This window comes from Planotetraspora silvatica, assembly GCF_016863315.1.
Lineage (GTDB): Bacteria > Actinomycetota > Actinomycetes > Streptosporangiales > Streptosporangiaceae > Planotetraspora > Planotetraspora silvatica.
The window spans coordinates 139821-164509 of sequence record NZ_BOOQ01000019.1 but is presented as its reverse complement, the minus strand read 5'-3'; the positions used below and the strand labels follow the sequence as shown (position 1 = coordinate 164509).

Here is a 24689-nt window from a genome sequence, read left to right as displayed (position 1 = left end):
TAACTGATCGTCTATACGGTCGCGAGCATCACCCCTCAAGGAGCATGTGGTGCGCAAACTCCGCTTCACTCTGGCAACACTCCTCACCCTCTCTCTCGCCATCCCGCTCGTACCGACGACCGCCTCGGCCCACACCCGCCGGCCTCCCGTACTCGACCTGGAAACGCTCACCGGCGCCCAGGCCGAGGACATGATGGCGAAGGGGCGGCTCACCTCCGTCGAGCTCACCCAGGCGTACATCGACCGAATCGAGGCGCTGAACAAGCGCGGACCGGGCCTCAACGCCGTGACGCAGCTCAACGAGGACGCGCTGAAGGAAGCGGCGCTGGCCGACCGGCAGCGGTCGAAGGGGCAGGTCCTCGGCCCCGCGCACGGGTTGCCGATCCTTCTGAAGGATCTCGTCGACGTGAAGGGCATGTACACCTCGGCCGGCAACTACTCGTTGCGTGACTCGTATCCGGCGACGGACGCGGGCATCACCAAGAAGCTGCGCCAGCGCGGGGTCGTGATCCTCGGCAAGGTCGGGCTCTCGGAGTTCGCCAACAGCTTCGGCAGCCAGCCGTCCGGATTCAGCAACCTCACCGGCCAGGTGATCAACGGAATCGACGCCGACCAGAACCCCAGTGGCTCGTCGTCGGGCACCGGCGCGGCCATGGCCGCGGCGATGGCGACACTGGGGATCGGCACGGAGACGTCGGGCTCGATCATCAGCCCGTCGAGCACGCAGAGTCTCGTCGGGCTGCGGCCGACCGTCGGGCTCGTCCCGGGGTACGGCATCGCGCCGATCAGCGCGTCGCAGGACACGGCGGGACCGATGGTCCGCAGTGTGTCGGACGCGGCGATGACGCTCGCCTCGATCGCCGGACCCGATCCGGACGGCGACGCGGAGTACCGTGCGATCTTCGGACCCGACTACCTCGCCACCGGCGTCATCCCGGCTCCGCCCGCGAAGCTGCCGGACTACATGAAGGCCCTCAGCCTCGACTTCGTCGAGGGCAAGAAGATCGGCTACAACGGCACGCTCACCGACGGCAGCCCGCTCAAGATCGCGTACGACGCGCTGACCGCCGCGGGCGCGATCATGGTGCCGCGGCCGACGGTGTCCGTCGGCACGCTCCCGAGCCTGCCCAGCGGGTACGAGCAGCACAAGACGATCGATGAGTACTACAACCGGCTCGGCCCTAAGGCGCCGATCACGTCGCTGGTCCAGGAGGTGGCCGACAACCAGGCCAACGCCCAGCAGGCCCTGAAATTCGGCAACAACAGCCACCTCAGTGCGGCGGCCGCCGACATCACCCCCGGTGGTGCCAACGAGATCGCGTATCGGGCGAACCTGCCCATCCGCAAGGCCGCCTGGCACAAGGCCATCGACGACATGATGACCTACACCGACTCCGACCCGGCCAAGCCCGCCGACCCCGTGATCGCGATCCTCGGCAGCGTTCCGAACGGGCCTCAGGCCGGCTACCCCTCGATGACGATCCCCATGGGGTACGCCGCCACGACCCGCCGCGCGGTCAACGTGCAGGTCCACGGCAACGCCTACGACGAGTACAACCTGATCGGCGTCGGATACGTCGTCGAGCAGGCCACCCGCCTGCGTCAGACGGCAGGTTCGGTCAACCCGAGCATGTACCGCTGCGCGAAGACGGTCCCGGCGGAGCCCTTCGCGGAGCGGGGGCACTGCAACCCCGACTACGACACGATCATGCGCATGCTCGGCCACGCGCCCCGGCCGTTGCCGTTCTCGCTGGAGACGGAGTCGGCGCAGAGCCTCAGTGCCCGGCTCGCCGCCGGCACGCTGACCTCGGAGGAACTCGTCAAGGCGTATCTCTACCGGATCGCGCTGACGAACGCCGAGGGTCCGGCCACCCAGGCGGTCCGCACGATCAACACCGACGCCGTCGACGAGGCCCGTGCCCTCGACCGGGAGCGAGAAAAGGACAAGAAGGACAAGAAGGGCCACAAGCCGCCGCGCGGGCCCCTGTACGGCCTGCCCGTGCTGCTCAACGACGGGTTCGACGTGGACTCGCTGGCGACCACAGGCGGCTCGATCGCCCTGCAGGACCTCGAGCCCGGCCGCGACTCGACGGTCGTGGCCAAACTCAAGGCCGCCGGGGCGATCATCCTCGGCAAGACGAACGTGTCCGAGCTGAACGGCGTCTTCGACGCGAACATGCCGAAGGGGTACTCCTCGCTCGCCGGTCAGGTGCTCCTGCCGTCCGACACCGACAAGACCCCGGCCGGTTCATCCGGCGGTTCGGCGGCGGCGACCGCCTCCGGGCTGGCGGCGTTCACCGTCGGAATGGAGACGTCCACCGACTCGGCCCAGCTGGTGGCCCCCGCCGACGCGGCAGGCGTCGTCGGCCTGAAGCCGACGGTCGGCCTGGTCAGCCGCACCGGCGTCCTGCCGGTCGCCCGGTCGCAGGACGCGCCGGGGCCGATCACCCGCACGGTGTACGACGCGGCGACCGCGCTCACGGCGATCGCCGGGCCCGACCGGGCCGACCCGGCGACGGCGGGCGCGCCCGTCAAGAACTACACCGCGGGTCTGTCCGCGACCGCCCTCCAGGGCAAGAAGATCGCCGTCGTGGCGAGCACCGCCGCGCCGTACCCCGCGACGGTGACGGCTCTGCAGGCGCTCGGCGCCACGACCACCCAGGTGACGATCGGCACGCCGAGCCCCGACCCGGCGAGTGTCGTGCCGAGCGAGTTCAAGCGCGACCTGAACTCCTACCTGTCCGGCATCCGGCGGGGCCCCGGAGCCCGGTCGCTGCAGGCCGTCATCGGCTACAACGACGCCCACCCCGTGGAGGGACTGAAGTACCAGCAGGGGCAGCTGCTCGCCGCCCAGGCCGTCGACCTGTCCGACCCCGCCACCAGCGCGGCGTACAAGGCCGACCTGGAGGCGGGCAAGACGTCCACCCGGGCGCTGATCGACGGCATCCTCACCAACGGAACGCCCGGCGACACGTCGGACGACTTCGACGCCGTCATGGCGCCGAGCGGCAGCGCCCTCGTCGGATACGCCGACCGCGCGGGTTATCCGGCGCTGACGATCCCCGCCGGGTACGGTGCAACCGCCAGCTCCGCGGGCCACAACCCGATCGGCGTCACCCTCGTCGGCACGGCCTTCAGCGAGGCGACCCTCCTCGCCGACGGCTACGCCCTGGAGCAGGCGACGAACGTCCGCCTCGCGCCCAGCTACACCAACCCGAGCATGTGGCGGTGCGTGCCCGGCAGCACGTTCTTCACCGGGGAGCTGTGCAACCCCGGTGACCGTCTCCTCGAGTCCCGTCCCCACCACTGACCGTCACCCCGAGGAGGGCCCGCGCCGTCGACCGGCGCGGGCCCTTCGCGTTGTGGTGGCCGACGATCCCGCGCGGGTTACTTCGCCAGAACGCCGGGCCGCACTCCAGGGATTCAGCCGACGGCCAGGAGCTTGTGCAGGTGGCGCAACTGCTCCTCCACCTGGAAGGGGCCGCCGCCCTCGTGGTTGTTCCACGGCCAGACGGTGATCTCCTTGGGCCCCTGCCAGTGGTTGTAGCCGCCGAACACCGTGGACGGCGGGCAGATGTCGTCCATCAGCGCCACCGAGTACAGCGCGGGGACCTGACCCCGGGCGGCGAAGTTGAGGCCGTCGAAGTACGAAAGCGTGCGGAAGACCTGCTCGGGCGTGCCGCGCTGGGAGGCGAGGAAGCGGACGAGTTCCTGATAGGGGTCGCGGTCCGTGATCTCCACGGCCCTGCGGAAGTGGGTGAGGAACGGCACGTCGATCAGTGCGGCCCGCACGTCGGGTCGTAGCGCGGCGACCGCCTGGGCGATGCCCCCGCCCTGGCTGGCACCCGCCACCACGATCGCCTCGGCGTCGACCGTGGGATGCCCCGCAGCCACGTCGACGGCGCGCGTCGCGTCGGTGAAGACCCGCCGGTAGTAGTAGGTGTCGGGGTCGAGGACGCCCCTGGTCATCATGCCCGGCACGTGCGGGGCGCCGCCCCCGTGCGGGTCGGCGGTGCTGCCCGGGTTCTGCACATGAGCCGCGCCCTGGCCGCGGGTGTCGACCACGAGCGTGGCGTAACCGGCCGAGGGCCAGGTCAGGTGATCGTGGGCGAAGCCCCGCCCCCCGCTGTAGCCGATGTACTTCACCACGCACGGCAGCGGACCCTGCGCGCCGCGCGGAACCAGGAACCAGGCCTTCACCCGGTCGCCGCCCCAGCCGGCGAAGTCGGTGTCGTAGACGTCGACGGCGGTGAGGGGGATGTCGTAGGGCGTGAACGTGGGGGACAGGTCGTGCTCGGCGGCCTCGGCGAGGGTCCTGGACCAGAAGGCGTCGAAGTCGGCGGGTTCGTCACGCGCGGGGAGGTAGTCACGGAGTTCTTCAAGAGGGAGGTCGAACAACGGCACAGTGATCTCCAAGCGTCAGAGTGTCTCGATATTTCACCTCATCGGCCGATAGCAGCGCCATCCGGGATGCGTAGATGCGGCCTGCTTGTGCCTGGTGGCGTCTCGACATCTCCGGATGGACCGGTGTCACGCTCTTAGATGGCTCAACGAGCTTGCCCGATCACTGTTCGTGATGCACACTGAGTAGTGCCGCACCCCCGGTGGGTGTTGGAAGTGAGGCCGGGACTACCGATGGAATCGGGTGCCCGGCCTTCGCGTTGTTTTGGCTCAGTCCAGGCATACCAGGCGTATGCGGTGGGCCAGAATGTCGAAACCGGCGGGCTGGCCGTCGAGCCACCAGGTTGTGGCCCCTGCCACCACATCGGCGGCCCAGAGCAGCGGTTCTTCCCCTGGGAGTCGCCAGTCGACCCTGATGCCGTCCGAGAGAATTCGAGCCTTGCGAATCCCCAGGACGAGCAAGAGATCAAGATGATCCAATCTGGCCGACCGGCTCTCGATGATGGCGGATCGGATTCTGGCTTGATCAAGTTCATGCAGGAGCCGTTCGAGGCAGAGCCGCCGCGCCCGCTCGTATGGAAGGCCTCTGCTGAAGATGTGGACGGTGACAAGGCTCTCCAGGGGCATACCACTGATCGCTCTGGCAATGATGGGGTGCCGCAGGGTCGGCTCTTCGCGCCAATGAAGGCGAGGGCTCTTCCCCACGCGGAGGGATTCGATGGCGGCACGCACGCTCTCCTGGTCGGCGGTATCCACGATGACCGCTGCCAACGCATAGACGCTGTCGTCGTGTGACCACGGCGCAGGCTCTCATCTATGTATGCCATGAGCACAGCGTAAAAATATCGTTACTAAACGTTAGATTGCTTGGATTTGCTCGAACGGGAGTGCGAGCGCGCGGCGTGCTCGTCACCCAACTGAACAGGGAGGCGGCGGGAGGCCGACGTATCTCGCGCCGGTGAGATCCATTGACACCGGATGAGGCCAGCAGTACGTTGCGCGACATACCGGACGGTCGGTACGAACAACAGCGGGAGCATCATGAGCTTCAACCTCGCGACGATCCTCCGCGAATCGCGGCAGGCCCGCCCCGACAAGACGCTCTGCCACATCGGGGACCTGAGCTTCACCTACGGCCAGGTCGACGAGATGTCCGGGCGGGTCGCCGCGAGTCTGCGCCGCCTCGGGCTGGAGCCCGGCGACCGGGTGGCCGTCCACCTGCCCAACCTCCCGGAGTTCCTGTTCAGCTACTTCGCGATCCTCAAGGCCGGCCTGATCATGGTCCCGCTGAACCCGCTGCTGCACGCCTCCGAGATCGCCTACCACCTGGAGGACTCGGGCGCGCGGGTGCTCATCACGTTCGCATCGATCGCCGAGCAGGCTGTCAAGGCCGCCGGGACCGTCCCGACCTATGTGGTGACCCTGCCGGGCGACGAGGACCGCCCCGAGGGGACCCTTCCGTACGCCGAGTTGTACGTCGCGGCCGACACCGGTGAGATCGAGACGACCGACGCCGACGACACGGCTGTCCTGCTGTACACCAGCGGCACCACCGGACGGCCCAAGGGCGCCGAACTCACCCACTTCCAGCTCTATATGAACTGCACCGTCGGCGGAGAGCTGTTCGGGTTCCGCGACGACGACATCGGCCTGGCGGTGCTGCCGCTGTTCCACGTCTTCGGGCTGTCCAGTGTGCTCAACGTGGCCGTGCGGTTCGGCGGGACGGTCGCGCTGGTGCCCCGCTTCGAGATCGGGCCCGTCGTGGACGCCATCGAACGGCACCGCTGCACGATCTTCTCGGGCGTGCCGACCATGTACTTCGCCATGCTGCAGGCCGACACCTCTGGCCGGGACCTGACGTCGCTGCGGGTGGGCGTCTCGGGCGGGGCCGCGATCCCCGGCGAGATCCTCCGGGCGTTCGAGGAGAAGTTCCCCGGTGTGGTCATCCTGGAGGGGTACGGCCTGTCGGAGACGGCCAGCACCACCACGTTCAACATCAGCGCGGAGCAGCGCAAGGTCGGCTCGATCGGCAAGCCGATCTGGGGTGTGCAGACCATGATCGTGGACGAGGAGGAGCGGCCCCTGCCGCCCGGCCCGGACCAGGTCGGCGAGATCGTCGTACGCGGGCACAACGTCATGAAGGGCTACTGGAACCGTCCCGAGGACACCGCCCAGGTGTTCCGCGGCGGCTGGTTCCACACCGGCGATCTCGCCTACGCCGACGAGGACGGCTACCTGTTCGTGGTGGACCGCAAGAAGGACCTCATCATCCGCGGCGGATACAACGTCTATCCCCGCGAGATCGAAGAGATCCTCTACACGCACCCGGCGATCTCCGGGGCCGCGGTCATCGGCCGCCCCGACGTGCGGCTGGGTGAGGAGGTCGTCGCCTGTGTGACGCTCCACCCAGGCGCGGTCGTCACCGAGCAGGAGGTCATCGCCTTCTGCAGGGAGCATCTGGCGGCCTACAAGTACCCGCGCGAGATCCGCTTCCTCGACGCTCTGCCCGTCGGTCCCACCGGCAAGATCCTCAAGAAGGAGCTGCGCGCATGAGTCTCGTCAACACCGTCCAGGGCCCCGTGGACACCGCCGAGCTCGGCCGCACGTATATGCACGAGCACATCTTCGTCCTCACCGCCGACGTCCAGCTGAACCATCCCGGCGAATGGGGCGACGAGGACGAGCGGATCGCCGACGCGATCGCCAAGTTGCGCGCCCTGGCCGCGCAGGGCGTCAAGACGATCGTCGACCCGACGGTGATCGGGCTCGGCCGGTACATCCCGCGGATCCAGCGGATCGCCGAGCAGGTGCCGGAGCTCAACATCGTGGTGGCGACCGGGGTCTACACCTACGACAGCGTCCCGTTCTTCTTCCTCCACCGTGGTCCGGCCCTCAACGCGGTGCTCGGCACCGAGATCCCGGACCCGATGGTCGACATGTTCGTCACCGACCTCACCGACGGCATAGCCGGCACGGGCGTCAAGGCAGGGATGCTCAAGTGCGCGATCGACCATGAGGGGCTGACGCCGGGCGTCGAGCGGGTGATGCGCGCCGTCGCCCTCGCCCACCATCGCACCGGGGCGCCGATCACCGTCCACACCCACCCGCGATCCCGGGCCGGAGCCCTGGTCAAGAAGGTGATGTGCGAGGAGGAAGGCGTCGAACCGTCCCGGATCGTTCTCGGGCACAGCGGCGACACCACCGACTGCGACCATCTGGCGGAGCTCGCCGACGCCGGGTTCGTCCTGGGTATGGACCGGTTCGGCCTCTACCAGGACACCACCTTCGAGGCGCGCGCCGACACCGTGGTCGAGATGTGCCGCCGCGGCTACGCCGACCGCATGGTGCTGTCGCAGGACGCGGCCTGCTACATCGACTGGATCGACCCGAACGTGATGCCCTTCCTGCCCCAGTGGCACTACCTGCACCTCGGCCAGGAGGTCCTGCCGTACCTGCGGGAGAAGGGTGTGGTGGACGAGCAGATCAGCTCGATGCTTCTGGACGTTCCCCGCCGTTTCTTCGAAGCATCCTGAGTTTCCGGTTCTCGGGGGAGACAAACCCAGGGAGTCCAATGTGACTGTTTCCACATCCGCCGACGACGCCGCCACACCAGGTCTCGCGGGCCGGTTGTGGCGCCGCGACCTCGCGCACTATCCCGAGTCGGGCCGCCGCTACGCCTATCTGGCGATCGTGGTCGTCACCACGATCGTGCTGTACTACCTGCTCTACATCCAGTACGCCGTCGCCACCTCGATCATCACGCACTATGAGATGACTTTCGGCTACTTCATCTGGCTGTCGGTCGTCGGCAACGCCATCGGCGCGTTCGCGTCGCTGCTCGCCGGGCTCGCCGACCGCTGGGGCCGCGCGAACCTCGTCGTGTACGGCCTGCTGGTCGCCGGGGTCCTGGTCCTGGTCCTGCCGAGCTCGCCGAACAAGACCGTCTACCTGGTGTTGTTCGCCGTGCTCAGCTTCATCGAGGGCATCGTCCTGGTCGCCACCCCTGCCCTGATCCGCGACTTCTCCCCGCAGCTCGGCCGTGCCACCGCCATGGGCTACTGGACGATGGGCCCGGTCATCGGAAGCCTCGTGGTCACGAGCATCACCAGCGCGACCCTCGACACCTCGACCTGGCAGGACGAGCTCCGCTACTCCGGGATCAGCGCCCTGGTGGTGTTCGTCATCGCGCTGTTCGGTCTGCGTGAGCTGTCACCGCGGCTGCGCGATCAGGTCATGGTCAGCATGCGCGACCGCGCCCTGATCGAAGCGCGTGCCCGGGGCATCGACGCCGAACAGCAGGCCTCCGGGCACTGGCGGCAGATGCTCCGGCTGGACGTGGTCGGCTCGGCCTTCGCCATCAGCGTCTACCTGCTGCTGTACTACGCGGCCGTCGGCAACTTCGTCATCTACTTCTCCTCGACGTTCGGCTACAGCGAGCAGCGCGCCAACGGGCTCGCCAACTGGTACTGGGCGGCCAACGCCGTCGCGCTCGTCCTGGCGGGCCTGTTGTCGGACCGGCTCGGCGTCCGCAAGCCGTTGATGCTCGTCGGCGGCATCGGGTCGGCCGTCGTCACCGCGATCTTCGCGACACTCGCCACCCACCCGGACACCGAGTACTCCACGTTCGCCGCGCTGTTCGTCGCGATCGGCATACTCGGCGGCCTGACGTACGCCCCCTGGATGGCGAGCTTCACCGAGACCGTCGAGAGGCACAATCCCGCCGCGACCGCGACCGGCCTCGCCGTCTGGGGATGGATCCTGCGCATCGTCGTGGCCGTCTCGGCCGCGTTCGTGCCGATCGTGGTGACCGCCGTCACCCCGCTCGTGGAGCACGGAGCCGAGGTGCAGGCCGCTCAGGCACAGGCGGCCCCCGCGCTGGCCATCGTGAACGCCCATCCGCAGATCTTCGCCGAACTGGCCGAACACCCGGCGGGTTCCGTTCCGCCGGACCTCGCGGCCCGGGCGGCCCAGGAGGTGGGCGCCGCCGACCTCGCCGTCGTCCAGCAGGCGGGGCCGCAGCTCAAGGTTCTGCAGGAGCACGGGGCCGAGGTCCAGAAGGCGTCGCTGGAAGGGCCGGGTCAGTGGCAGACCTGGTGGTGGGTGTGCCTCGCCGGACAGATCGTCTTCCTGCCGTTCATCTTCGTCATGACCGGGCGCTGGAGTCCCCGACGGGCACGGGAGGACGCCGAAGAGCACGAGCGCGCCGTCGCCCGGGAGTTGGCCGCACTCCAATCTCAGACGTGACCGCCGCTTCCGCCGGCCGGCGCGTCCCGGCCGGTGGAGCGGACGAGTGCTCCGGATGAAAGGCGCCGGACAGCGGGACCGAGGTCTCCCCGGTAGATAGCCCACCGGGGAGGCCTCGATCACAGGATCACGCCGCCGGGAGGGGCGGAACCTGCGTGACGGTCACCGTGGCGACCGGACGGGGCGCCCCCCCGTAGTAGTCCTCGGCCTCCGCCTTCGACTTGGAGTCGGTGTCCTGCTTCTGCTGCGTGATGGCCTGGTTCTCGCTCTTCTGGAAGGGCGTCACGAGCAGGGTGAAGTCGCGGAGCAGGTACTGGCGCTGGTGCTGGTGCTGGCGCTCGTGCTGACGCGCCTGGTTGCGGCTCCAGTTGTGGTTGCTGTTCCGGTGACCCCGGCCCCAGCCACCGCCGCCGCAGCCGCCGCCGCCGCAGCCCATGACGGTGGTGGCGTTCGCGGCGCTGCTGGTGACAGCGGCACCGAGGGCGACGGCTCCGCCGGTCAGCGCGGTGCTGATGGCGAGAACGCCGACGAGGCTCTTGAAGTTGGGCATTTCATTTCCCCCTTGAAAGGACTTGTGCCCTATGCGCTGACATTTTCCAAATAATCTGGAAAATGTTTTTCAGGTGATCCTTGGCGGATCATCCATGCATTGTCTTGTTTTCCTCGTCGCCTGCGCGACAAACGATGATCGGCGGCTTTTGCAGCCTGCTTATCTCTTTATTGACGACGTTGGGCCGCTAGGGTGCACCTTGCGATGAAATGTCATTTATGTCGCATTTCACGTATCCGAATATGGGTGATATTCCGGATTTATCAATCTGTGGATCGCATCTCGAGAGGGGCGGATTCCGCGTCGCAGTCGAGGGTTTGGAGGTCAAGGAGAGGTGCCTGACCGCAAGGGGGTCCGGCAATCGTGCCTCGGCGGCGGTCGCACCTGTGCCCACCTCGTGAGCGAAGGCCGGAAAGGACCCTTCATGGCGTCCGGCAACGCGAGCGGGATGACGGGAACCACCGTCAACCTGACCATGGGAAGCCTGGACGACCAGGGCCCATTCGAGAAACCCGGCCGCTGACGACGGCGACGGTGGCCTTGGTCGCGGCGGAGCGAGCTAGTCGTACCAGGTCAGGTCGTGCCGACGACCCAAACCGGCGCTCCATCGGCGCGGCTCGCGGACAGCACCCGGCATCCCATGGACTCGACAGCAGCCATGATCTTGATACGAACCTTGTCTTCGTCGTCGGGGGGGAACGCGATCCGGATCTGGTGGCCGTACATCGTCTCGTAGGTCACGTTCCACAGCGCCTCGGTGGCGGCGAAGTGATCTTGCCGGTGTCCGTCCAGGGTCTCCACGCTTCCCCGGTTGGCCGTGGGTGCCAGCGCCTCACGCAAGATCCGAAGACGATCAAGGTAGGTGAATTCGCCGTCGGCCAGCCGGACATAGACCTCGGCCAGTTCTCTGTAAGGCTCGAACCACGCGGTTTTGTCCTCCTCGTCTTCGTCGAAGAACAACTCGGTCCGTCCGCTGACTCCAGCCTCGATGAATTCGACCACGCCCACGTCCTGCGGGAGGAACTCGGGATCGCGCGGATTCCACACCACCACCGGCCAGGAATCCGGATGGCCTCCCGTGAGCCAGCACAGCCGATCGCCGCTGGAGGTCGCCCCCCAGAGCAGCAGCCCGCCCGGTTCTGGATAGAGCGGATACCGATACCAACTCGGGTACTCCACCCGGTCGAGCCGGTTCGCCTCCAGCAGTTCCAGGTTGGAGTCGATCAAAGACCGCATCGGATGCGTGAAAAGGTAATCGCAGAAGTTGCCGACGCCGTACCGCCGGACCAGCTCCTTGAAGTCGGAAGGCAGTTCCAGGCCCAACTCCGCCTCGGCCACGGCCCAGTCCTCGCCCGCGTCGACCGGCGACTTCGGGGGCGCCGCAAGGCGTACCAACCTGTCGATCGTCGTCATAGCCGGCGATCTTAGCCAGGCAAGGCGCGCTCCTGACCGCTAACGGACCCAGTCCACGCAATAACCTGATCGCTCGGTTCTTCGGGGGCGTACGGGGGGGGGGCGGCGCCCGGCGTCTCAGCCGGGTCTCTGGCGCTATGTGCGGTGGTGTGCCGGGGCGGACCGCAGTGGGTGGCTGTGGTCGTGTCATTCCTCGGGTGAGGCCGCCGACGCGAGAAGCCGGCCGCCGACGAAGCAAAACGTTGATCGTCGGCGGCCGGCTTCCGGCCGATCCGAGAGGACTAGACGGCGCTCGCCGTCAGGTCGGCCCTCCGGGAAACGGTCGGGTACGGCACATTCATGGCTTCGATTGTCAGTTCAGGCCGGCCATCGGGCGGGCCGCCGAGTCGGTGGTCTGCCTCTGCCACGGAGTGGCCTGGTTGTCGCTCGATTGGAACGGCGTCACGATCAGCGTGAAGTCGCGCAGCAGGTGCTGGTTCTGGTGCTGGCGCTGACGGGTGTGCTGCCGCTGGTGGTTGAAGTTGCGGTTGTGGTTGCGGTGCCCGCGGCCCCATCCGCAACCGCCACCTCCGCAGCCGCCGCCGCAACCCATGACAGTGCTGGCGTTCGCCGCACTGGTGGTGACCGCGGTGCCGAGCGCGACGGCCCCGCCGGTCAGCGCGGTGCTGATGGCGAGAACCCCGACGAGGCTCTTGAAGTTGGGCATTTTTCCCCCGTGAAAGGTTTGATTTCTCTACGCTGCGACGTTTTCCCAATGATGTGGAAAATGTCCGTCAGGCCGCCTTTGATAGGCAATGCCTGCTTTGTCTTATTTTCCGCGCTGAGAGGGTGATAAACGATGATCACGGGATGTTGGGTCTTGCTTATCTGGTTATTAACTACTTTAGGTCAGTCTTGATCATTATGATATAGATTGTCGTATATGTCGCATTCTGAATGTACATATATGAGCGATATGCCCGATTCTTTGGTCCGTGGGTCATTCTCTGGAACCGGCTTCGCTCGTTGGGTGGGTTTGTCGCTGGTTCGAGCTGAACTGCTCGGTCAGGCGGCGTGCTCGCTCCAGGCGAAGGCCTGAAGGGCCTCGTCGACGGGTGCGCCGGTCATCCGATTGGCCAGCGTGGACAAGGTGTAGGCGCCGATGCCGAGGACCACCTCCAGTGCGTTCTGCTCGGTGTAGCCGTGCTCAAAGAACGAGCGCAACGTGTCCGGGGTGACCGCTCCGGAGGTGGCGACCACGTCCAGGGTGAACAGCCGGATGGCTTCGAGTCGGGCGTCGTCCAGCGACCGCTGTTCCCGCAACGCGGCGATCAGGGCGGGGTCGGCGCCCAGGGAGGTGAGGTTGGCCGAGTGCATGGCGACGCACAGGTGGCAGCCGTTGCGCGTCGCGATGGTCATGATGACGACCTCGCGGGTGATCGGTTCCAGGGTCGTCGTCTCGAACAGGCCGCTGATCTGCAGGAAACCGTTGAGGAGTTGGGGTGAGCCGGCGAGACGGCCAACGGCCGAGGGCAGATATCCCTGGTGCTCGAGTACGGCCTCCATGGAGCGGCGGGCGGCGGCCGGGGCCGACTCGATCGTGTGGTCGGTGAAGGTCATGACGGTTCCTCGCACTAAAGTAGGCAACGTGGTTGTCGAAATGGTAAACCAGGTTGTCGAGTTGTGCAATGACTGAGGACCGTCCCGGCTTCGAGTTGCCGCTGCTGCTGCTCGCGGGCTTCCGCGCGCTCATCGATCGGCTCCACGCTGAGCTGGCCCGCCAGGGCCACCCGGACATGCGGCCGGTGCACGGGTTCGCGATGCAGGCCGTCGGCCTCGACGGCGCGTCGGCCACGGAACTGGGCCGCAGGCTCGGCGTGTCCAAGCAGGCCGCAGGCAAGACCGTCGATCGGCTCGAGGAACTCGGATATGTCGAACGGGTGGATGATCCGGTGGACGGGCGGCGCAAGCTCATCCGTCTCACTCCCCGCGGCGTCGACGCGCTCGGCCGATCCGCGATCATCTTCGATGAGCTGCGTGCCGACTGGGCGGCCGCCCTCGGCGTCGACCGCCTGGCCGATCTGGAAGACGCACTGCGGACAGCCGTAGGCTCCACCGAGCTACGCGTCGATACCGTCAGCTGGTTCGGAACGTGAGCGTCTCGTCCCCCGCTTCGGCGCGCGTCCGGTCCCTAGGATTGGCGCTTTAAACGGCCTTGACCTGCTATTTCTTACTATGCACGCCATGAGTAGCCGTCTGGGTGAGTTTCTCCGCGCTCGGCGCCACCTCACGACTCCTGATCAGGTGGGGCTGGGCCATGCCGGTGATCGTCGCAGGACGCCCGGCCTGCGCCGCCAGGAGGTGGCGACGCTGGCCGGTGTCAGCATCGACTACTACACGCGCCTGGAGCAGGGCCGGGAGCGCCGCCCCTCGGATCAGGTGCTCGGCGCCCTGGCGGGGGTCCTCCAACTCGGTCCCGAGGCCGCCCGCCATCTCCACGATCTCGCACGCCTGACGGCGGGCGACGGCACGTCCCCCGAGCAGGAAGATCGGGTTCACCCGGACATCCTGCGGCTCATGGAAACCTGGCACGACAAGCCGGCCCTCGTGGTGAACCGCCTTCTGGACGTCCTGGTGCGGAACTCGGTGTTCGAGGCTCTTTATGACGGGTTGGAGCATCGCGGCAACATCATGCGGCTGACCTTCCTGGAACCCGCGGTTCGCGAGATATGGCTGGACTGGGAGGGCGAGGCCCATACCGTGGTGGCCCATCTGCGTGCCGCCGCGGGCACGGGGTGCGACCGGGCCCTGCTCGAGTTGGTCGAGGAACTCTCGCAGGCGAGTGAGGACTTCCGCCGGATGTGGGCTCGCCATGACGTACGGACGAAAACCCCCGACGCCATTCGCTTCCATTTCCACGATGTCGGAGAGCTGTCCCTCTCCTACCAGGCGCTGAGCATCGACGGCGCGCCCGGCCAGAAACTCGTCGTCTTCCAGGCCGAGCCCGGCAGTCCGTCCGAGCGCGCACTCGCCAGGCTGGGGCGATCACTCCGCTCCGGAGCGCTGAAGGACACCCGATGAAGGTCGGCCGATAGAGGTCACCTGACAGCGGCCTCGACCCCCACACGGCCGAGGATCTCGTCCGCCGTCCGGGTGGCCGTCGGCGCCCCGCGACGGCGACCGCCGGGCTTCCGCTGAGTTCCGGCGTAAACACCATCCTGACCGAGGGCGCATCCGGGGCGACCACGACGGTCGACTCTCCTGACGTCGGGATGTGAGGGTCCAGGCCGCCTTGCGCGCCCCCGCGGCGCCGGGCCCCGGAATCGTCGGATTGTCCATCCCGCAACTACGAAGGCCCATGTGGTCGAGGACGAGACGACCTATAACGTCACCCGTACATAGCGGGCCATCGCCCCCCGAACAACCCTGCGGCATCCGATGGAGAACTGTTGAGCGACGACGTACGTCCCCTCCCCGTGGGGAGCACAGGCCAGGTGAGCGCAGGTGCGGTGAGCGCGGGCGCGGTGAGCGCCCTGGTCCGAGACGCGGGCACGGGCGTGCGGCTGACCGTCACCTGGAACGACGCGATCGTCCTTGACCGGGTGCCGCTCGGGTTCACCGTCGACGGCGCCGAGCTCGGCGTCGACGCGGAACTCGTGCACGTCTCGGACCGCACGGTTCGCGATCGGATCAGCCTCCGCTCGGGCAAGGCCGCCGGCGACCACGGCTACGAGCACCACGAGCGCGTGCACACCTTCCGCGAGGCCGGCGGCGTGGAATGGCAGGTCATCCTGCGCACGGCGCGCGACGGCGTCGCGATCCGCTACGCGATGCCCGTGCTCGACGGGACCGCCCGCGTCACGGCGGACCGCACCGCCGTCACGCTTCCCGCCGGGTCGAGGAGCTGGGTGCTCGACTACCAGACCTGGTACGAGACGTCCCGCTTCGGCGCGGACACGGCCGAGCTGGCAGGCGGGGCGTACGGCTTCCCGTTCCTCGCCCGGCTCGACGCGGCGACGCACCTGCTGATCACCGAATCGGGGATCGACGGCCGTTTCGCCGGCGCGCACGTCGAGGCGGGCGAGCCGGACGGGGACGGGAGCCGGACGTTGCGGTTCACGCTCGCCGACGACGCCGTCGAGGTCACCCGCGGGGTGGTCACGCCGTGGCGCGTCTTCCTCGTCGGGGGGCTGCCCGAGCTCGTGTCCTCCCTGTTCGTCGAGGAGCTCGCGCCGGCCGCCGCGCCGGAGCTTGAGGACGCCGAGTGGGTACGGCCCGGCCGCGCGGCCTGGTCGTGGTGGTCGGACTTCTACTCGGGCGCGCAACTGGACAAGCAGCGGCACTTCGTCGACGTCGCCGCCGACCTCGGCTGGGAGCACCTGCTCATCGACTGCGGATGGGAGGAGACCTGGGTACCGGAGATCGTCGCCTACGCGAGCCGGCGGGGAATCCAGGTGCACCTGTGGACCATCTGGCGTGACCTCAACAGCCCGGAGGACCTCCGGAAGCTGGCGCTGTGGCGCTCCTGGGGCGTCGCCGGGATCAAGGTCGACTTCATGGAGTCGGAGTCGAAGGACCGGTACCGCTGGTACGACACGATCCTCGCCGAGACCGCACGACTCGGCCTCATGGTGAACTTCCACGGATCGGTCGTCCCGCGCGGGTGGGCGCGGACCTTCCCCCAGGTCATCGGGTACGAGGCGATCCGCGGGGCCGAATACTACGTGTTCTTCGAGAACCAGGCGCTCACCGCGTCCCACAACGTCATCCAGCCCTTCACCCGCAACGTCGTCGGGGCGATGGACGCCACGCCCGTCGCGTTCGGCGCCGCGAACCGGACGACCAGCGACGGTCACGAACTCGGACTCTCGGTGGCGTTCGAATCCGGGATCACCCACTTCGCCGACCATGTCGACGCCTACGCCTCACGTCCGCTCGCGGCCCGGTTCCTCGCGGAACTGGCGCCGGTCTGGGACGAGACGATCCTGCTGGCGGGCGACCCCGACACCCACGCGGTCATCGCCCGCCGAGCCGGTGACCGGTGGTTCGTGGGCGGTATCGCCACAGGGGACGCGCGTACCGTCCGGGTGCCGTTCGACGCTCTCCGGGTGGGGCCCGACGCCCAGGTCTGGGTCGTCGGCGACGCCGCGCCGGCGTCCGCCGAGGTGCCTGCGACCGGACTCGCGGAGACGACCAGGAGCGCGACGGACGCGATCGACGTCGAGGTCGCCCGCGACGGCGGCTTCGTCGCGATCGTGGCCCCGGCGGACACGATGCTCTTCCGGGCCGCGCCGCGCCCACGTCTTCCCGCGCCGGCCGTGCACCCGGCCGTCGCCGAGGTCGGAGCGGACGGGACCGCGTCGCTGACGACCGACGCGGACGCCCGGCTGCGCCTGCCGGCGGGGTGGTCCGCCCACCGCTCCGGAGAGACCGGCTGGGCCGTACGGCCCGATCGTTCGCTGCGGCCCGGGCGGCTCGGCGTCGTCACGGTCGAGCGGGACGGCGACGGCGTGGTCCCGGTCGTCGCGCACGCCCGGGTCGTGCGCCCGTTGACCCCCGGCGAGCACGCGCTGCCGGACCTGCCGATGGTCGCGTTCGTCAACGACGACGGCCCCGTCGAACGCGACCAGTCGAACGGCGCCGGAAACCCCGGCGACGGCCGACCCCTGCGCGTCGCGGACCAGGAGTTCGAACGCGGCCTCGGCACGGCGCCGTACTCCGAGGCGCTCTTCCACCTCGGCGGGCGCGCCGAGATCTTCACCGGCGCCGTGGGCGTCGACGACGAGTCGGCCGGGCGCGCCGGAGTCGCGGTCCTCGCGGACGACAACGTGATCTTCACCACCGTCGTCGAGGCAGGCAAGCCCGTCACGGCCTTCTCCCTGGAAGTCCGGGGCGTACGGACCCTGTGCCTGCGCAGCGAGGCCATGACTCCTGACGACGCCGGCGTTCACGTCGACTGGGTCGACACCACGGTTCACGTCCCATCCGTCAGCGGATGACCCCCCTGTGCCGGTCCCGCACGACCGGCACGCAACACGATCAGAGGAACACCATGAAGCGCAAGTGGATAGCCGCCACGGCGATGGCCGTGACAGCCGGCCTCCTCACCGCCTGCTCGGGCGGATCCGGGGACACGCCGAAAAACGAGAAGGTCACCCTCACGTACGCGAACTGGAGCGAGGACCAGAGTCCCGCCATGAAGCAGATCGCGGCCGAGTTCGAGAAGGCGAACCCGAACATCACCATCAAGGTGCAGACCCTGCCGTGGCCGGAATACTGGTCGACGCTTCAGGTCGGCGCCGCGGGCGGAACCGCGCCGGACGCGTTCTGGATGCTGGCCGACCACTTCCGCGAGTACGCCAAGGGCGGCCAGCTGCTCGACCTGACGGACACCATCAAGTCCAACCAGATCGACATGAACGTCTACCCCAAGCCGGTGTCCGACTCCTACACCTACGAAGGCAAGGTCTTCGCGCTGCCGAAGGACTTCGACACCAACGGCCTCTGGTACAACAAGGCCCTCTTCGACGCCGCGGGCGTCAAGTACCCCGATGACACGTGGACCTGGCAGAACGTCCAGGAGGCGGCCAAGAAGCTGACCGACCCCAAGAAGGGCGTGTTCGGCATCGCCGCGCCGATCGACGCGCAGGGCGGCTTCTACAACACGATCCTGCAGGCCGGCGGCAGCATCATCAACCCGGAGGGTACCGCGTCCGACTTCGCGAGCCCGGCGGGGATCGCCGGTCTGAAGTTCTGGACCGACCTGCAGGCGGCGGGCGAGTCGCCGACGCTGAAGCAGCTGTCGGACACCGAGGCGGTCTCGATGTTCGAGAACCAGAAGGTCGCCATGTACACCTCCGGCGCGTACTGGGCCCTGCGGTTCTACAAGAACCCCGACCTGAAGGACAAGGTCGACGTCGCGCCCCTGCCCCAGGGCGTCAAGCGCGCCACCGTCACCAGCGGCATCGGCAACGCCGGGTACGCGGGGAGCAAGCACCCTGAGGAGCTCAAGAAGTTCCTCGCCTTCCTCGGCGGGACCAAGGCGGCCGAGATCCAGGCGGCCACCGGGACGGTGCTGCCCGCCTACCAGGGCACGCAGAAGCCGTGGCTCGACTCGATGCCCGAATTCCACCTGCAGGTGTTCATCGACGCCATCGACTACAGCGTGCCGCTCCCGGTCGCGGGCAACGCGTCCGAGTGGCAGGGCCTGGCCCCGCAGTTCCTGAGCCCGGCCTGGGACGGCAAGAAGCCCGTCGAGCAGGCGGCGAAGGAATACCAGGACGCCGTCGACCAGGTGCTCGCCAAGCAATGACGACAGTCGCGACGAAGCCCGTGCGGCGGCCGACCGGCCGCCGCACAGGCGTCAGCAAGCCCAACGGGTGGTGGGGGCTCGCGTTCATCGCCCCCGCCACGATCGGCCTGATCGCGCTCTACGTGTGGCCGTTCCTGTCCACACTGATGAAGAGCTTCCAGGACGTGCCGGCCTTCGGGCCGGCCACCTTCGTCGGGCTGGACAACTACACCGCCCTCATCGGCGACGGCGACTTCTGGAAGGCGTTCAGGAACTCGGCGCTCTACACCGTGATCATCCTGCTCGGCATCCCCCTGGCCGTCGTGCTCGCGGCGCTGATCGAGCAGGTCGGCCGGGGCCGCGCGGTCTACCGGGTGCTCTTCTTCCTGCCGGTCGTCACCCTGCCCGTCGCCATCGGCATGGTCTGGCGGTTCATCTACAACGGCGACTTCGGGCTGCTCAACTACGTGCTGTCATGGTTCGGGATCGACGGTCAGTTCTGGGTGGCGGATCCGCGTTTCACGATCTACGCGTTCGGCGTGGTCGGCATCTGGATGGGCCTCGGCATCAACCTGATCATCCTCGGCGCCGGCCTGCAGGCCATCCCGAAGGCCCTCTACGAGGCGTCCTCCCTGGACGGCGCCGGCCGTGTCCGGCAGTTCTTCCACATCACCGTGCCGCTGCTCAGCCCGAGTATCTTCTTCGTGACGATCCTCAGCGTGATCGCCGCCCTGCAGATGTTCGACCTGCTGTTCATCATGCTGCGCGGGGTGAACAACACGGCCCTCACCGACTCCAAGACGATCGTGTACCTGTTCTACGAGAAGGCGTTCGTGCAGTTCGACCAGGGCTACGGGGCCGCGATCGCGATCGTGCTGCTCATGGTCATCATGATCGCGACGGCTGTCCAGTTCCGTCTGCAGAGATCGTGGGTGTTCTATGGCTGAGATCACCGTCCGCCGCACGTCAGGCTCCCGGCGGCGGGGGAAGCCGAGCACCACCTGGCCGATCCACGTGTTCCTCATCGTCGCGGTCGTCTTCATGGTGGTGCCGTTCGTCTGGCAGCTCCTCACCGTCTTCAAGACGACCGCCGAGGTGACCCGGATCCCGCCGACGATCCTGCCTGCGGATTTCAGCCTGCACTCGTTCGAGACGTTCTTCTCGACCGTGCCGTTCTGGTCGATGTTCGCGGTCTCCGCCGGTTCCCTCGTCCTGCGGGTCGCCGGTCAGATCGTGGTGGCCGCGCTCGCGGGGTACGCGTTCGCGCGCATCCCGTTCCGCGGCAGCCGTGTGCTGTTCGGCCTGTTCATCGTCATGCTGATGGTCCCGAGCCAGCTCTTCCTGATCGGCCAGTTCGAGATCATCCGCGACATGAAGCTGCTGGACACCCTCCCGGCGCTCGCCATCCCCGGCCTCTTCTCGGCGTTCGGCACCTTCCTGATGCGGCAGGCGTTCCTCACGATGCCGGCGGACTACGAGGAGGCGGCCCGGCTCGACGGCGCCAACACCTTCCAGGTGTTCTGGTACGTCATGCTCCCGATGGCCCGGCCGATGCTCGCGGCGCTCGCCGTGCTGACCGGCCTCTACTCATGGAACGACCTGCTCTGGCCGCTCATCGTCTCCCCCTCGGGGGAGAACCGGCCACTGCCGGTGGGCCTCGCGGGGCTGCAAGGACAGTTCGGTACGGACTACCCGACCCTCATGGCGGGTGCGCTCGTGTGCTCGATACCTCTCGTGATCGTCTTCCTGGTTCTGCAGCGGCAGTTCTTCGCGGGCATCGCGAGCAGCGGACTCAAGGGATGAAAGAAAACGTGAACGACGGCTCCACACCGATCCACCTGCGCGCCGGCGGCACCAGCCTCGTCATCGCCGTCGACGGCGGCCGGCTCCCGCGCATCCTGCACTGGGGGCCGGACCTCGGCGCACTCGGGGACGACGCCCTGGCGGACCTGCACCGGGCGGCGCTTCCCGCCGTGGGCGACAGCGCGGTCACCTATCCGCAGCCCGTCCCGGTGCTCCCGCAACTGGCGGAGGGCTGGCTCGGGCGCCCGGGCCTCGTCGGCGACGCGGACGGCCGCCGCTGGGCCCCCAAGTTCCGGGACGCGACGCACGAGGTCGACCACGCCGACGACGGGCCCGTGCTGCGCAGCACGGCACTCGACCCGGAGTACGGCCTGGCCGCCGACTTCGAGATCCAGGTGCTCGCCGCGAGCGGGCTGGTCCGCCAGCGGGTCGCCGTCAGGAACGACACGGCGGCGCCGTACCGGATCGACTCTCTCGAACTGGCTCTCCCCGTGCCGTCGGACGCGTCGGAGATCCTCGACCTGACCGGCCGCTGGGCGCTGGAGCGTGTGCCGCAGCGACGCCCGTTCCACGTGGGGGAGTGGGTCAGGGCCTCGCGGGGAGGCAAGCCGGGACTCGAGCACACGATGCTGCTCGTCGCCGGGGAGGCCGGGTTCGGCTTCCGGCACGGCCTGGTGTGGGCGACCCATCTCGCGTGGAGCGGCAACCAGGTGCTCGCCGCCGAGCGGACACCGGCGGGCACGAGGCACCTCACCGCGGGGGAGGTGCTGCTTCCCGGCGAGGTGGTGCTCGGGCAGGGCGAGTCGTATCGGAGCCCCTGGCAGTACGGCTCGTGGGGAGCCGGGCTCGACGACCTCGCCTCGCGGTTCCACCGCCACCTGCGGTCACGGCCTCAGCACCCCCGCTCGCCCCGGCCCGTGGTGCTGAACACGTGGGAGGCCGTCTATTTCCACCACGACCTCGACACCCTCACCGCGCTCGCCGAACGAGGAGCGGAGGCCGGCGCCGAGCGGTTCGTGCTCGACGACGGATGGTTCCAGGGCCGCCGCGACGACACCAGTTCGCTCGGCGACTGGACGGTCGACCCGGCCATCTGGCCCGGCGGCCTCGAACCGCTCGTCGCCCGGGTCCGCGAACTCGGCATGGACTTCGGGCTCTGGTTCGAGCCGGAGATGGTCAACCTCGACTCCGACCTGGCCCGCGAGCATCCGGAATGGATCTTCGACGGCGGGCACGGCCCCGGCCTCGCCTCCCGCCACCAGCATGTGCTCGACCTCGGCCATCCCGACGCGTACACCCATCTGTTCGACCGGATCAGCGGCCTCGTCGGGTCGCTCGGCATCGACTACATCAAGTGGGACCACAACCGGTATCTGCTCGACGCCGGCCACACTCCCGACGGCCGCCCCGGTGTGCGCAGGCAGGTGGAGCAGGCCTACCGGCTGATGGCGGAACTCAAGGCCGCCCACCCGGGGCTGGAGATCGAGTCGTGCGCCAGCGGCGGCGGACGCGTCGACCTCGGTGTCCTCGAGTTCGCCGACCGGGTCTGGCCCAGCGACTGCAACGACCCGCACGAGCGGCTGGAGATCCAGCGCTGGACGGGGTTGCTGGTGCCCCCGGAGATGCAGGGCACCCACATCGGAGCCGAGGAGTCGCACACGACGCACCGGACGCATCCGCTCGACTACCGCGCGGAGAAGGCGTTGTGGGGTCACCTGGGCATCGAGGTGAACCTGCTCACCGCCGACGACGAGACCCACGCGGCGCTCGCCCGGTGGATCGCCTTCCACAAGGAGCACCGGGCGCTGCTGCACTCGGGCGACGTGGTCCACGCCGACCTCGCCGACGCGGCGTTCCGCCTGGAGGGCGTCGTGGCGCGCGACCGCGGTGAGGCGCTCTACGCGTTCAGCGTCGTCGAGCGTCCCTCGACGTGGCCGCCGGGCCGCATCCGCCTGCCCGGCCTGGACGACGAGCGCCACTACACCGTCGAAGCCGTCCATCCCGGCTCCGCGCCCGCGGCCGGCGCCGTGCTCCCGCCGTGGCAGCGCGACGGGGTGACCCTTCCCGGGCGTGCGCTCCGGCTCGTCGGCATCGAGGCGCCGTCACTGGACGTCGACCGGTCGGTGCTGCTCCGGGTCGTGAGTGTGCCGGCGGCGTCGTGACGGGGAGAGCGGGCTCGGCACCGCGTGTGCGCGCGGCGTCGTGACAGGGGGTGGCCGTACGGCTCAGCCCTTCGCGCGGTTGCGGTACTCGGTGGGACTGGCCTCGTGCATCCGCTTGAAGTGACGGGAGAAGTAGAAGGGGTCGGGGTAGCCGACCTCGCGGGCGATGGCCGCGACGGTCGCGTCCGTCGTGTCGAGGAGGTTGCGCGCCTGCGCCATCCGGAGCGCCGTGTGGTGCGCGAGCACCCCGCCTCCGGTGGCGCGGCGGAACAGCGCGCTCAGGTGGGAGGGGGAGACGCCGACCAGAGCCGCCAGGTCGGCGACCCGGACGGTCCTGTCCAGCCGTTCGGCCAGGTAGGCCATCGCGCGCTGCAGGGGGTCACCGGGCACCGGCATGGTGCGGTCGACCACGATCTGGGTGAGGAGTTTCCACGCGACGCCGGCCGCGCCCATCAGGCTCGCCGGTGAATGATCCCGTTCAAGTATGGTCACGATCTCGTCGAGCAAGGCGATCGCCCGATCGAGGCGGCCGATCGGGACCACGGGTCTGGACGCGCCCGCCCCGATCTCCTCGATGAGCTCCGTCAGGTCTGCGCCTCGTAAGTGGCACCACCAGATCGTCCAGGGATTATCGGCGGACGCGCCGTAGGCGTGGGGGATGCCGTGGGGGATCACCAAGGCCGTGTGGGCCCCGACGCGATGCTGGGTCCCCCCGACATTCGCCCACCCCGTGCCGGCCGTGCACAGGATGAGGATGGTCTCCTCGATGCCGCTCGGCCGTCTCATCAGGTGGTCTGCGGCGTTCGGGTAGTAGCCGGTATCGGTGACCATGAGGCGTCTCGTCACCGGGCGGGAGATCGCCTCGACGACGACCCGGCGAGGCACGACGGTCAGCCGCTGGTTGTGGAACCCCTCCTGGATCGGCATGGGCTCAGTATGGCACGAACCATCGGATCGTCCAGGTGACCGCGATCATCGGACATTCCCCGCGACCGCCGGCGCGTGTTGACTGGTCGCGATGAACAACCGGGCTGATCCCGGCCTGAAGGGATCGGCTCGACGTATCACTCACCGTCGGGGACAAGGTGGAGAGAATGGGACGAGGACTGCTGTCCGGGAAGGTCGCCGTGATCACCGGTGCGGCCTCGGGCATCGGCGCCGCGGTCGTGGATCGGTTCCTCGTCGAGGACGCGCGCGTGATCGCGGTGGACGTCGCCGCGCAGAGCTCCGACAGGCCGGGCGTGCTGACGGTGACCGGCGACGTGTCGGACGCCGCGACCTGGCGGCGGATCGCGGAGGCGGCGCAAGCCGAGTTCGGACGGCTGGACGTGCTCCACAGCAACGCCAGCATGGTGGTCCGGGCTCCCGCGCACGAACTGGCCGAGGACGACTGGGACCGGCAGATCGCGGTCAATCTCAAGGGGACGTACCTGGCGGTCAACGCCTGTCTCGGGCTCCTGCGGGAGGCCAGAGGCGCCGTCGTCCTGAGCTCCTCCGTCCACGCGTCGTTCGGCCTGCCCGGGCATCCCGCCTACGCCGCCGCCAAGGGCGGCCTCGTGTCGCTCGGCCGCCAGCTCGCGGTCGAGTACGGCCCCGACGTGCGGGTCAACACCGTGCTTCCCGGGCCGATCCTCACTCCCGCCTGGGACGGCATCGGTGCGGAGGACCGCCGGCGCAGCGTGGCGGGCACCGCGGCCGCGCGCTTCGGCCGGCCCGACGAGGTGGCGGCCGCGGTCACCTTCCTCGCCTGCGAGGAGAGCTCGTACGTCACCGGGGCGTGCCTGGTCGTGGACGGCGGATGGAGCGCGGTCAAGGACTCCGCCTGACCGCGTTTCTCAGGACAGGC

At 68.6% G+C, this 24689-nt stretch carries 19 protein-coding genes; 12 read left to right on the top strand and 7 right to left on the bottom strand.

The window, feature by feature from the left end; genetic code table 11:
- Positions 1–49: 49 nt before the first annotated feature.
- Positions 50–3310, top strand: coding sequence for an amidase family protein (locus Psi02_RS15395; RefSeq protein WP_203974660.1), 3261 nt, complete (start codon positions 50–52; stop codon positions 3308–3310).
- Positions 3311–3423: 113 nt separating this feature from the next.
- On the opposite strand, the gene Psi02_RS15390 is transcribed toward Psi02_RS15395, so the two are convergent.
- Positions 3424–4416, bottom strand: a complete 993-nt coding sequence (locus Psi02_RS15390; RefSeq protein WP_275415198.1) for an acetylxylan esterase — start codon at positions 4414–4416, stop codon at positions 3424–3426.
- A 255-nt stretch (positions 4417–4671) separates the two neighbouring features.
- Positions 4672–5172, bottom strand: a complete 501-nt coding sequence (locus Psi02_RS15385) for a hypothetical protein (protein WP_203974658.1) — start codon at positions 5170–5172, stop codon at positions 4672–4674.
- Positions 5173–5442: 270 nt separating this feature from the next.
- On the opposite strand from Psi02_RS15385, the gene Psi02_RS15380 reads away from it, so the two are divergent.
- From Psi02_RS15380 to Psi02_RS15370, 3 genes are read left to right on the top strand one after another with little or no spacing between them, the layout of a single operon-like run.
- The gene (locus Psi02_RS15380) at positions 5443–6954 is read left to right on the top strand and encodes a long-chain-fatty-acid--CoA ligase (protein WP_203974657.1); all 1512 of its coding nucleotides are present in this window, start codon (positions 5443–5445) and stop codon (positions 6952–6954) included.
- Complete coding sequence (locus Psi02_RS15375; protein WP_203974655.1) at positions 6951–7934, top strand: phosphotriesterase family protein; 984 nt, start codon at positions 6951–6953, stop codon at positions 7932–7934. The genes Psi02_RS15380 and Psi02_RS15375 overlap by 4 nt, the downstream gene beginning before the upstream one ends.
- A gap of 40 nt (positions 7935–7974) precedes the next feature.
- Positions 7975–9645, top strand: a complete 1671-nt coding sequence (locus tag Psi02_RS15370) for an MFS transporter (protein WP_203974653.1) — start codon at positions 7975–7977, stop codon at positions 9643–9645.
- Positions 9646–9772: 127 nt separating this feature from the next.
- Here Psi02_RS15370 and Psi02_RS15365 read toward each other — a convergent pair whose 3' ends face one another.
- From Psi02_RS15365 to Psi02_RS15350, 4 genes are all read right to left on the bottom strand, one after another.
- Positions 9773–10195: a hypothetical protein gene (locus tag Psi02_RS15365; protein ID WP_203974651.1), complete on the bottom strand. Its 423-nt coding sequence runs from the start codon at positions 10193–10195 to the stop codon at positions 9773–9775.
- 573 nt (positions 10196–10768) lie between these two features.
- Entirely contained in the window at positions 10769–11533 is a 765-nt protein-coding gene (locus Psi02_RS15360; RefSeq protein ID WP_239094906.1) for an SMI1/KNR4 family protein, read from the bottom strand.
- A gap of 427 nt (positions 11534–11960) precedes the next feature.
- Positions 11961–12314, bottom strand: coding sequence for a hypothetical protein (locus Psi02_RS15355; RefSeq protein WP_203974647.1), 354 nt, complete (start codon positions 12312–12314; stop codon positions 11961–11963).
- Between the two features lie 338 nt (positions 12315–12652).
- Positions 12653–13207, bottom strand: a complete 555-nt coding sequence (locus Psi02_RS15350; RefSeq protein ID WP_203974645.1) for a carboxymuconolactone decarboxylase family protein — start codon at positions 13205–13207, stop codon at positions 12653–12655.
- A gap of 68 nt (positions 13208–13275) precedes the next feature.
- Here Psi02_RS15350 and Psi02_RS15345 point away from each other — a divergent pair, with 68 nt between their 5' ends.
- The 7 genes from Psi02_RS15345 to Psi02_RS15315 all read left to right on the top strand — a co-directional run bounded on the left by Psi02_RS15345 (position 13276) and on the right by Psi02_RS15315 (position 22843).
- On the top strand, positions 13276–13743 hold the full coding sequence (locus Psi02_RS15345; RefSeq protein ID WP_203974643.1) for a MarR family winged helix-turn-helix transcriptional regulator: 468 nt from the start codon (positions 13276–13278) through the stop codon (positions 13741–13743).
- Between the two features lie 88 nt (positions 13744–13831).
- Complete coding sequence (locus Psi02_RS15340; RefSeq protein WP_239094905.1) at positions 13832–14668, top strand: helix-turn-helix transcriptional regulator; 837 nt, start codon at positions 13832–13834, stop codon at positions 14666–14668.
- Positions 14669–15036: 368 nt separating this feature from the next.
- A complete protein-coding gene (locus Psi02_RS15335) occupies positions 15037–17586 on the top strand; it encodes a glycoside hydrolase family 97 catalytic domain-containing protein (protein WP_203974638.1) in 2550 nt (849 codons plus the stop codon).
- 53 nt (positions 17587–17639) lie between these two features.
- Positions 17640–18899 (top strand): ABC transporter substrate-binding protein, encoded by a 1260-nt coding sequence (locus Psi02_RS15330; protein ID WP_203974636.1) that lies wholly within the window; start codon positions 17640–17642, stop codon positions 18897–18899.
- Positions 18896–19825 (top strand): carbohydrate ABC transporter permease, encoded by a 930-nt coding sequence (locus Psi02_RS15325; RefSeq protein ID WP_203974635.1) that lies wholly within the window; start codon positions 18896–18898, stop codon positions 19823–19825. The genes Psi02_RS15330 and Psi02_RS15325 overlap by 4 nt, the downstream gene beginning before the upstream one ends.
- A complete protein-coding gene (locus Psi02_RS15320; RefSeq protein ID WP_203974633.1) occupies positions 19818–20681 on the top strand; it encodes a carbohydrate ABC transporter permease in 864 nt (287 codons plus the stop codon). The genes Psi02_RS15325 and Psi02_RS15320 overlap by 8 nt, the downstream gene beginning before the upstream one ends.
- Entirely contained in the window at positions 20678–22843 is a 2166-nt protein-coding gene (locus Psi02_RS15315) for an alpha-galactosidase (protein ID WP_203974631.1), read from the top strand. Before Psi02_RS15320 ends, Psi02_RS15315 begins: the two co-directional genes overlap by 4 nt.
- 63 nt (positions 22844–22906) lie before the next feature.
- Here the strand turns inward: Psi02_RS15315 and Psi02_RS15310 are convergent, their stop codons facing one another.
- Positions 22907–23770 carry an AraC family transcriptional regulator gene (locus Psi02_RS15310; RefSeq protein WP_203974629.1) on the bottom strand — a complete coding sequence of 288 codons (864 nt, stop codon included), beginning with the start codon at positions 23768–23770 and terminating at the stop codon, positions 22907–22909.
- A gap of 167 nt (positions 23771–23937) precedes the next feature.
- Here Psi02_RS15310 and Psi02_RS15305 point away from each other — a divergent pair, with 167 nt between their 5' ends.
- Entirely contained in the window at positions 23938–24669 is a 732-nt protein-coding gene (locus Psi02_RS15305; protein ID WP_203974627.1) for an SDR family NAD(P)-dependent oxidoreductase, read from the top strand.
- The last annotated feature ends 20 nt before the right edge of the window (positions 24670–24689 follow it).

Coding starts and splice junctions, on each gene's coding strand:
- Psi02_RS15330 (WP_203974636.1), top strand. CDS start 17,640: ATGAAGCGCAAGTGGATAGCCGCCACGGCGATGGCCGTGACAGCCGGC.
- Psi02_RS15310 (WP_203974629.1), bottom strand. CDS start 23,770: ATGCCGATCCAGGAGGGGTTCCACAACCAGCGGCTGACCGTCGTGCCT.
- Psi02_RS15365 (WP_203974651.1), bottom strand. CDS start 10,195: ATGCCCAACTTCAAGAGCCTCGTCGGCGTTCTCGCCATCAGCACCGCG.
- Psi02_RS15355 (WP_203974647.1), bottom strand. CDS start 12,314: ATGCCCAACTTCAAGAGCCTCGTCGGGGTTCTCGCCATCAGCACCGCG.
- Psi02_RS15380 (WP_203974657.1), top strand. CDS start 5,443: ATGAGCTTCAACCTCGCGACGATCCTCCGCGAATCGCGGCAGGCCCGC.
- Psi02_RS15325 (WP_203974635.1), top strand. CDS start 18,896: ATGACGACAGTCGCGACGAAGCCCGTGCGGCGGCCGACCGGCCGCCGC.
- Psi02_RS15305 (WP_203974627.1), top strand. CDS start 23,938: ATGGGACGAGGACTGCTGTCCGGGAAGGTCGCCGTGATCACCGGTGCG.
- Psi02_RS15345 (WP_203974643.1), top strand. CDS start 13,276: ATGACTGAGGACCGTCCCGGCTTCGAGTTGCCGCTGCTGCTGCTCGCG.
- Psi02_RS15315 (WP_203974631.1), top strand. CDS start 20,678: ATGAAAGAAAACGTGAACGACGGCTCCACACCGATCCACCTGCGCGCC.
- Psi02_RS15350 (WP_203974645.1), bottom strand. CDS start 13,207: ATGACCTTCACCGACCACACGATCGAGTCGGCCCCGGCCGCCGCCCGC.
- Psi02_RS15340 (WP_239094905.1), top strand. CDS start 13,832: ATGAGTAGCCGTCTGGGTGAGTTTCTCCGCGCTCGGCGCCACCTCACG.
- Psi02_RS15375 (WP_203974655.1), top strand. CDS start 6,951: ATGAGTCTCGTCAACACCGTCCAGGGCCCCGTGGACACCGCCGAGCTC.
- Psi02_RS15320 (WP_203974633.1), top strand. CDS start 19,818: ATGGCTGAGATCACCGTCCGCCGCACGTCAGGCTCCCGGCGGCGGGGG.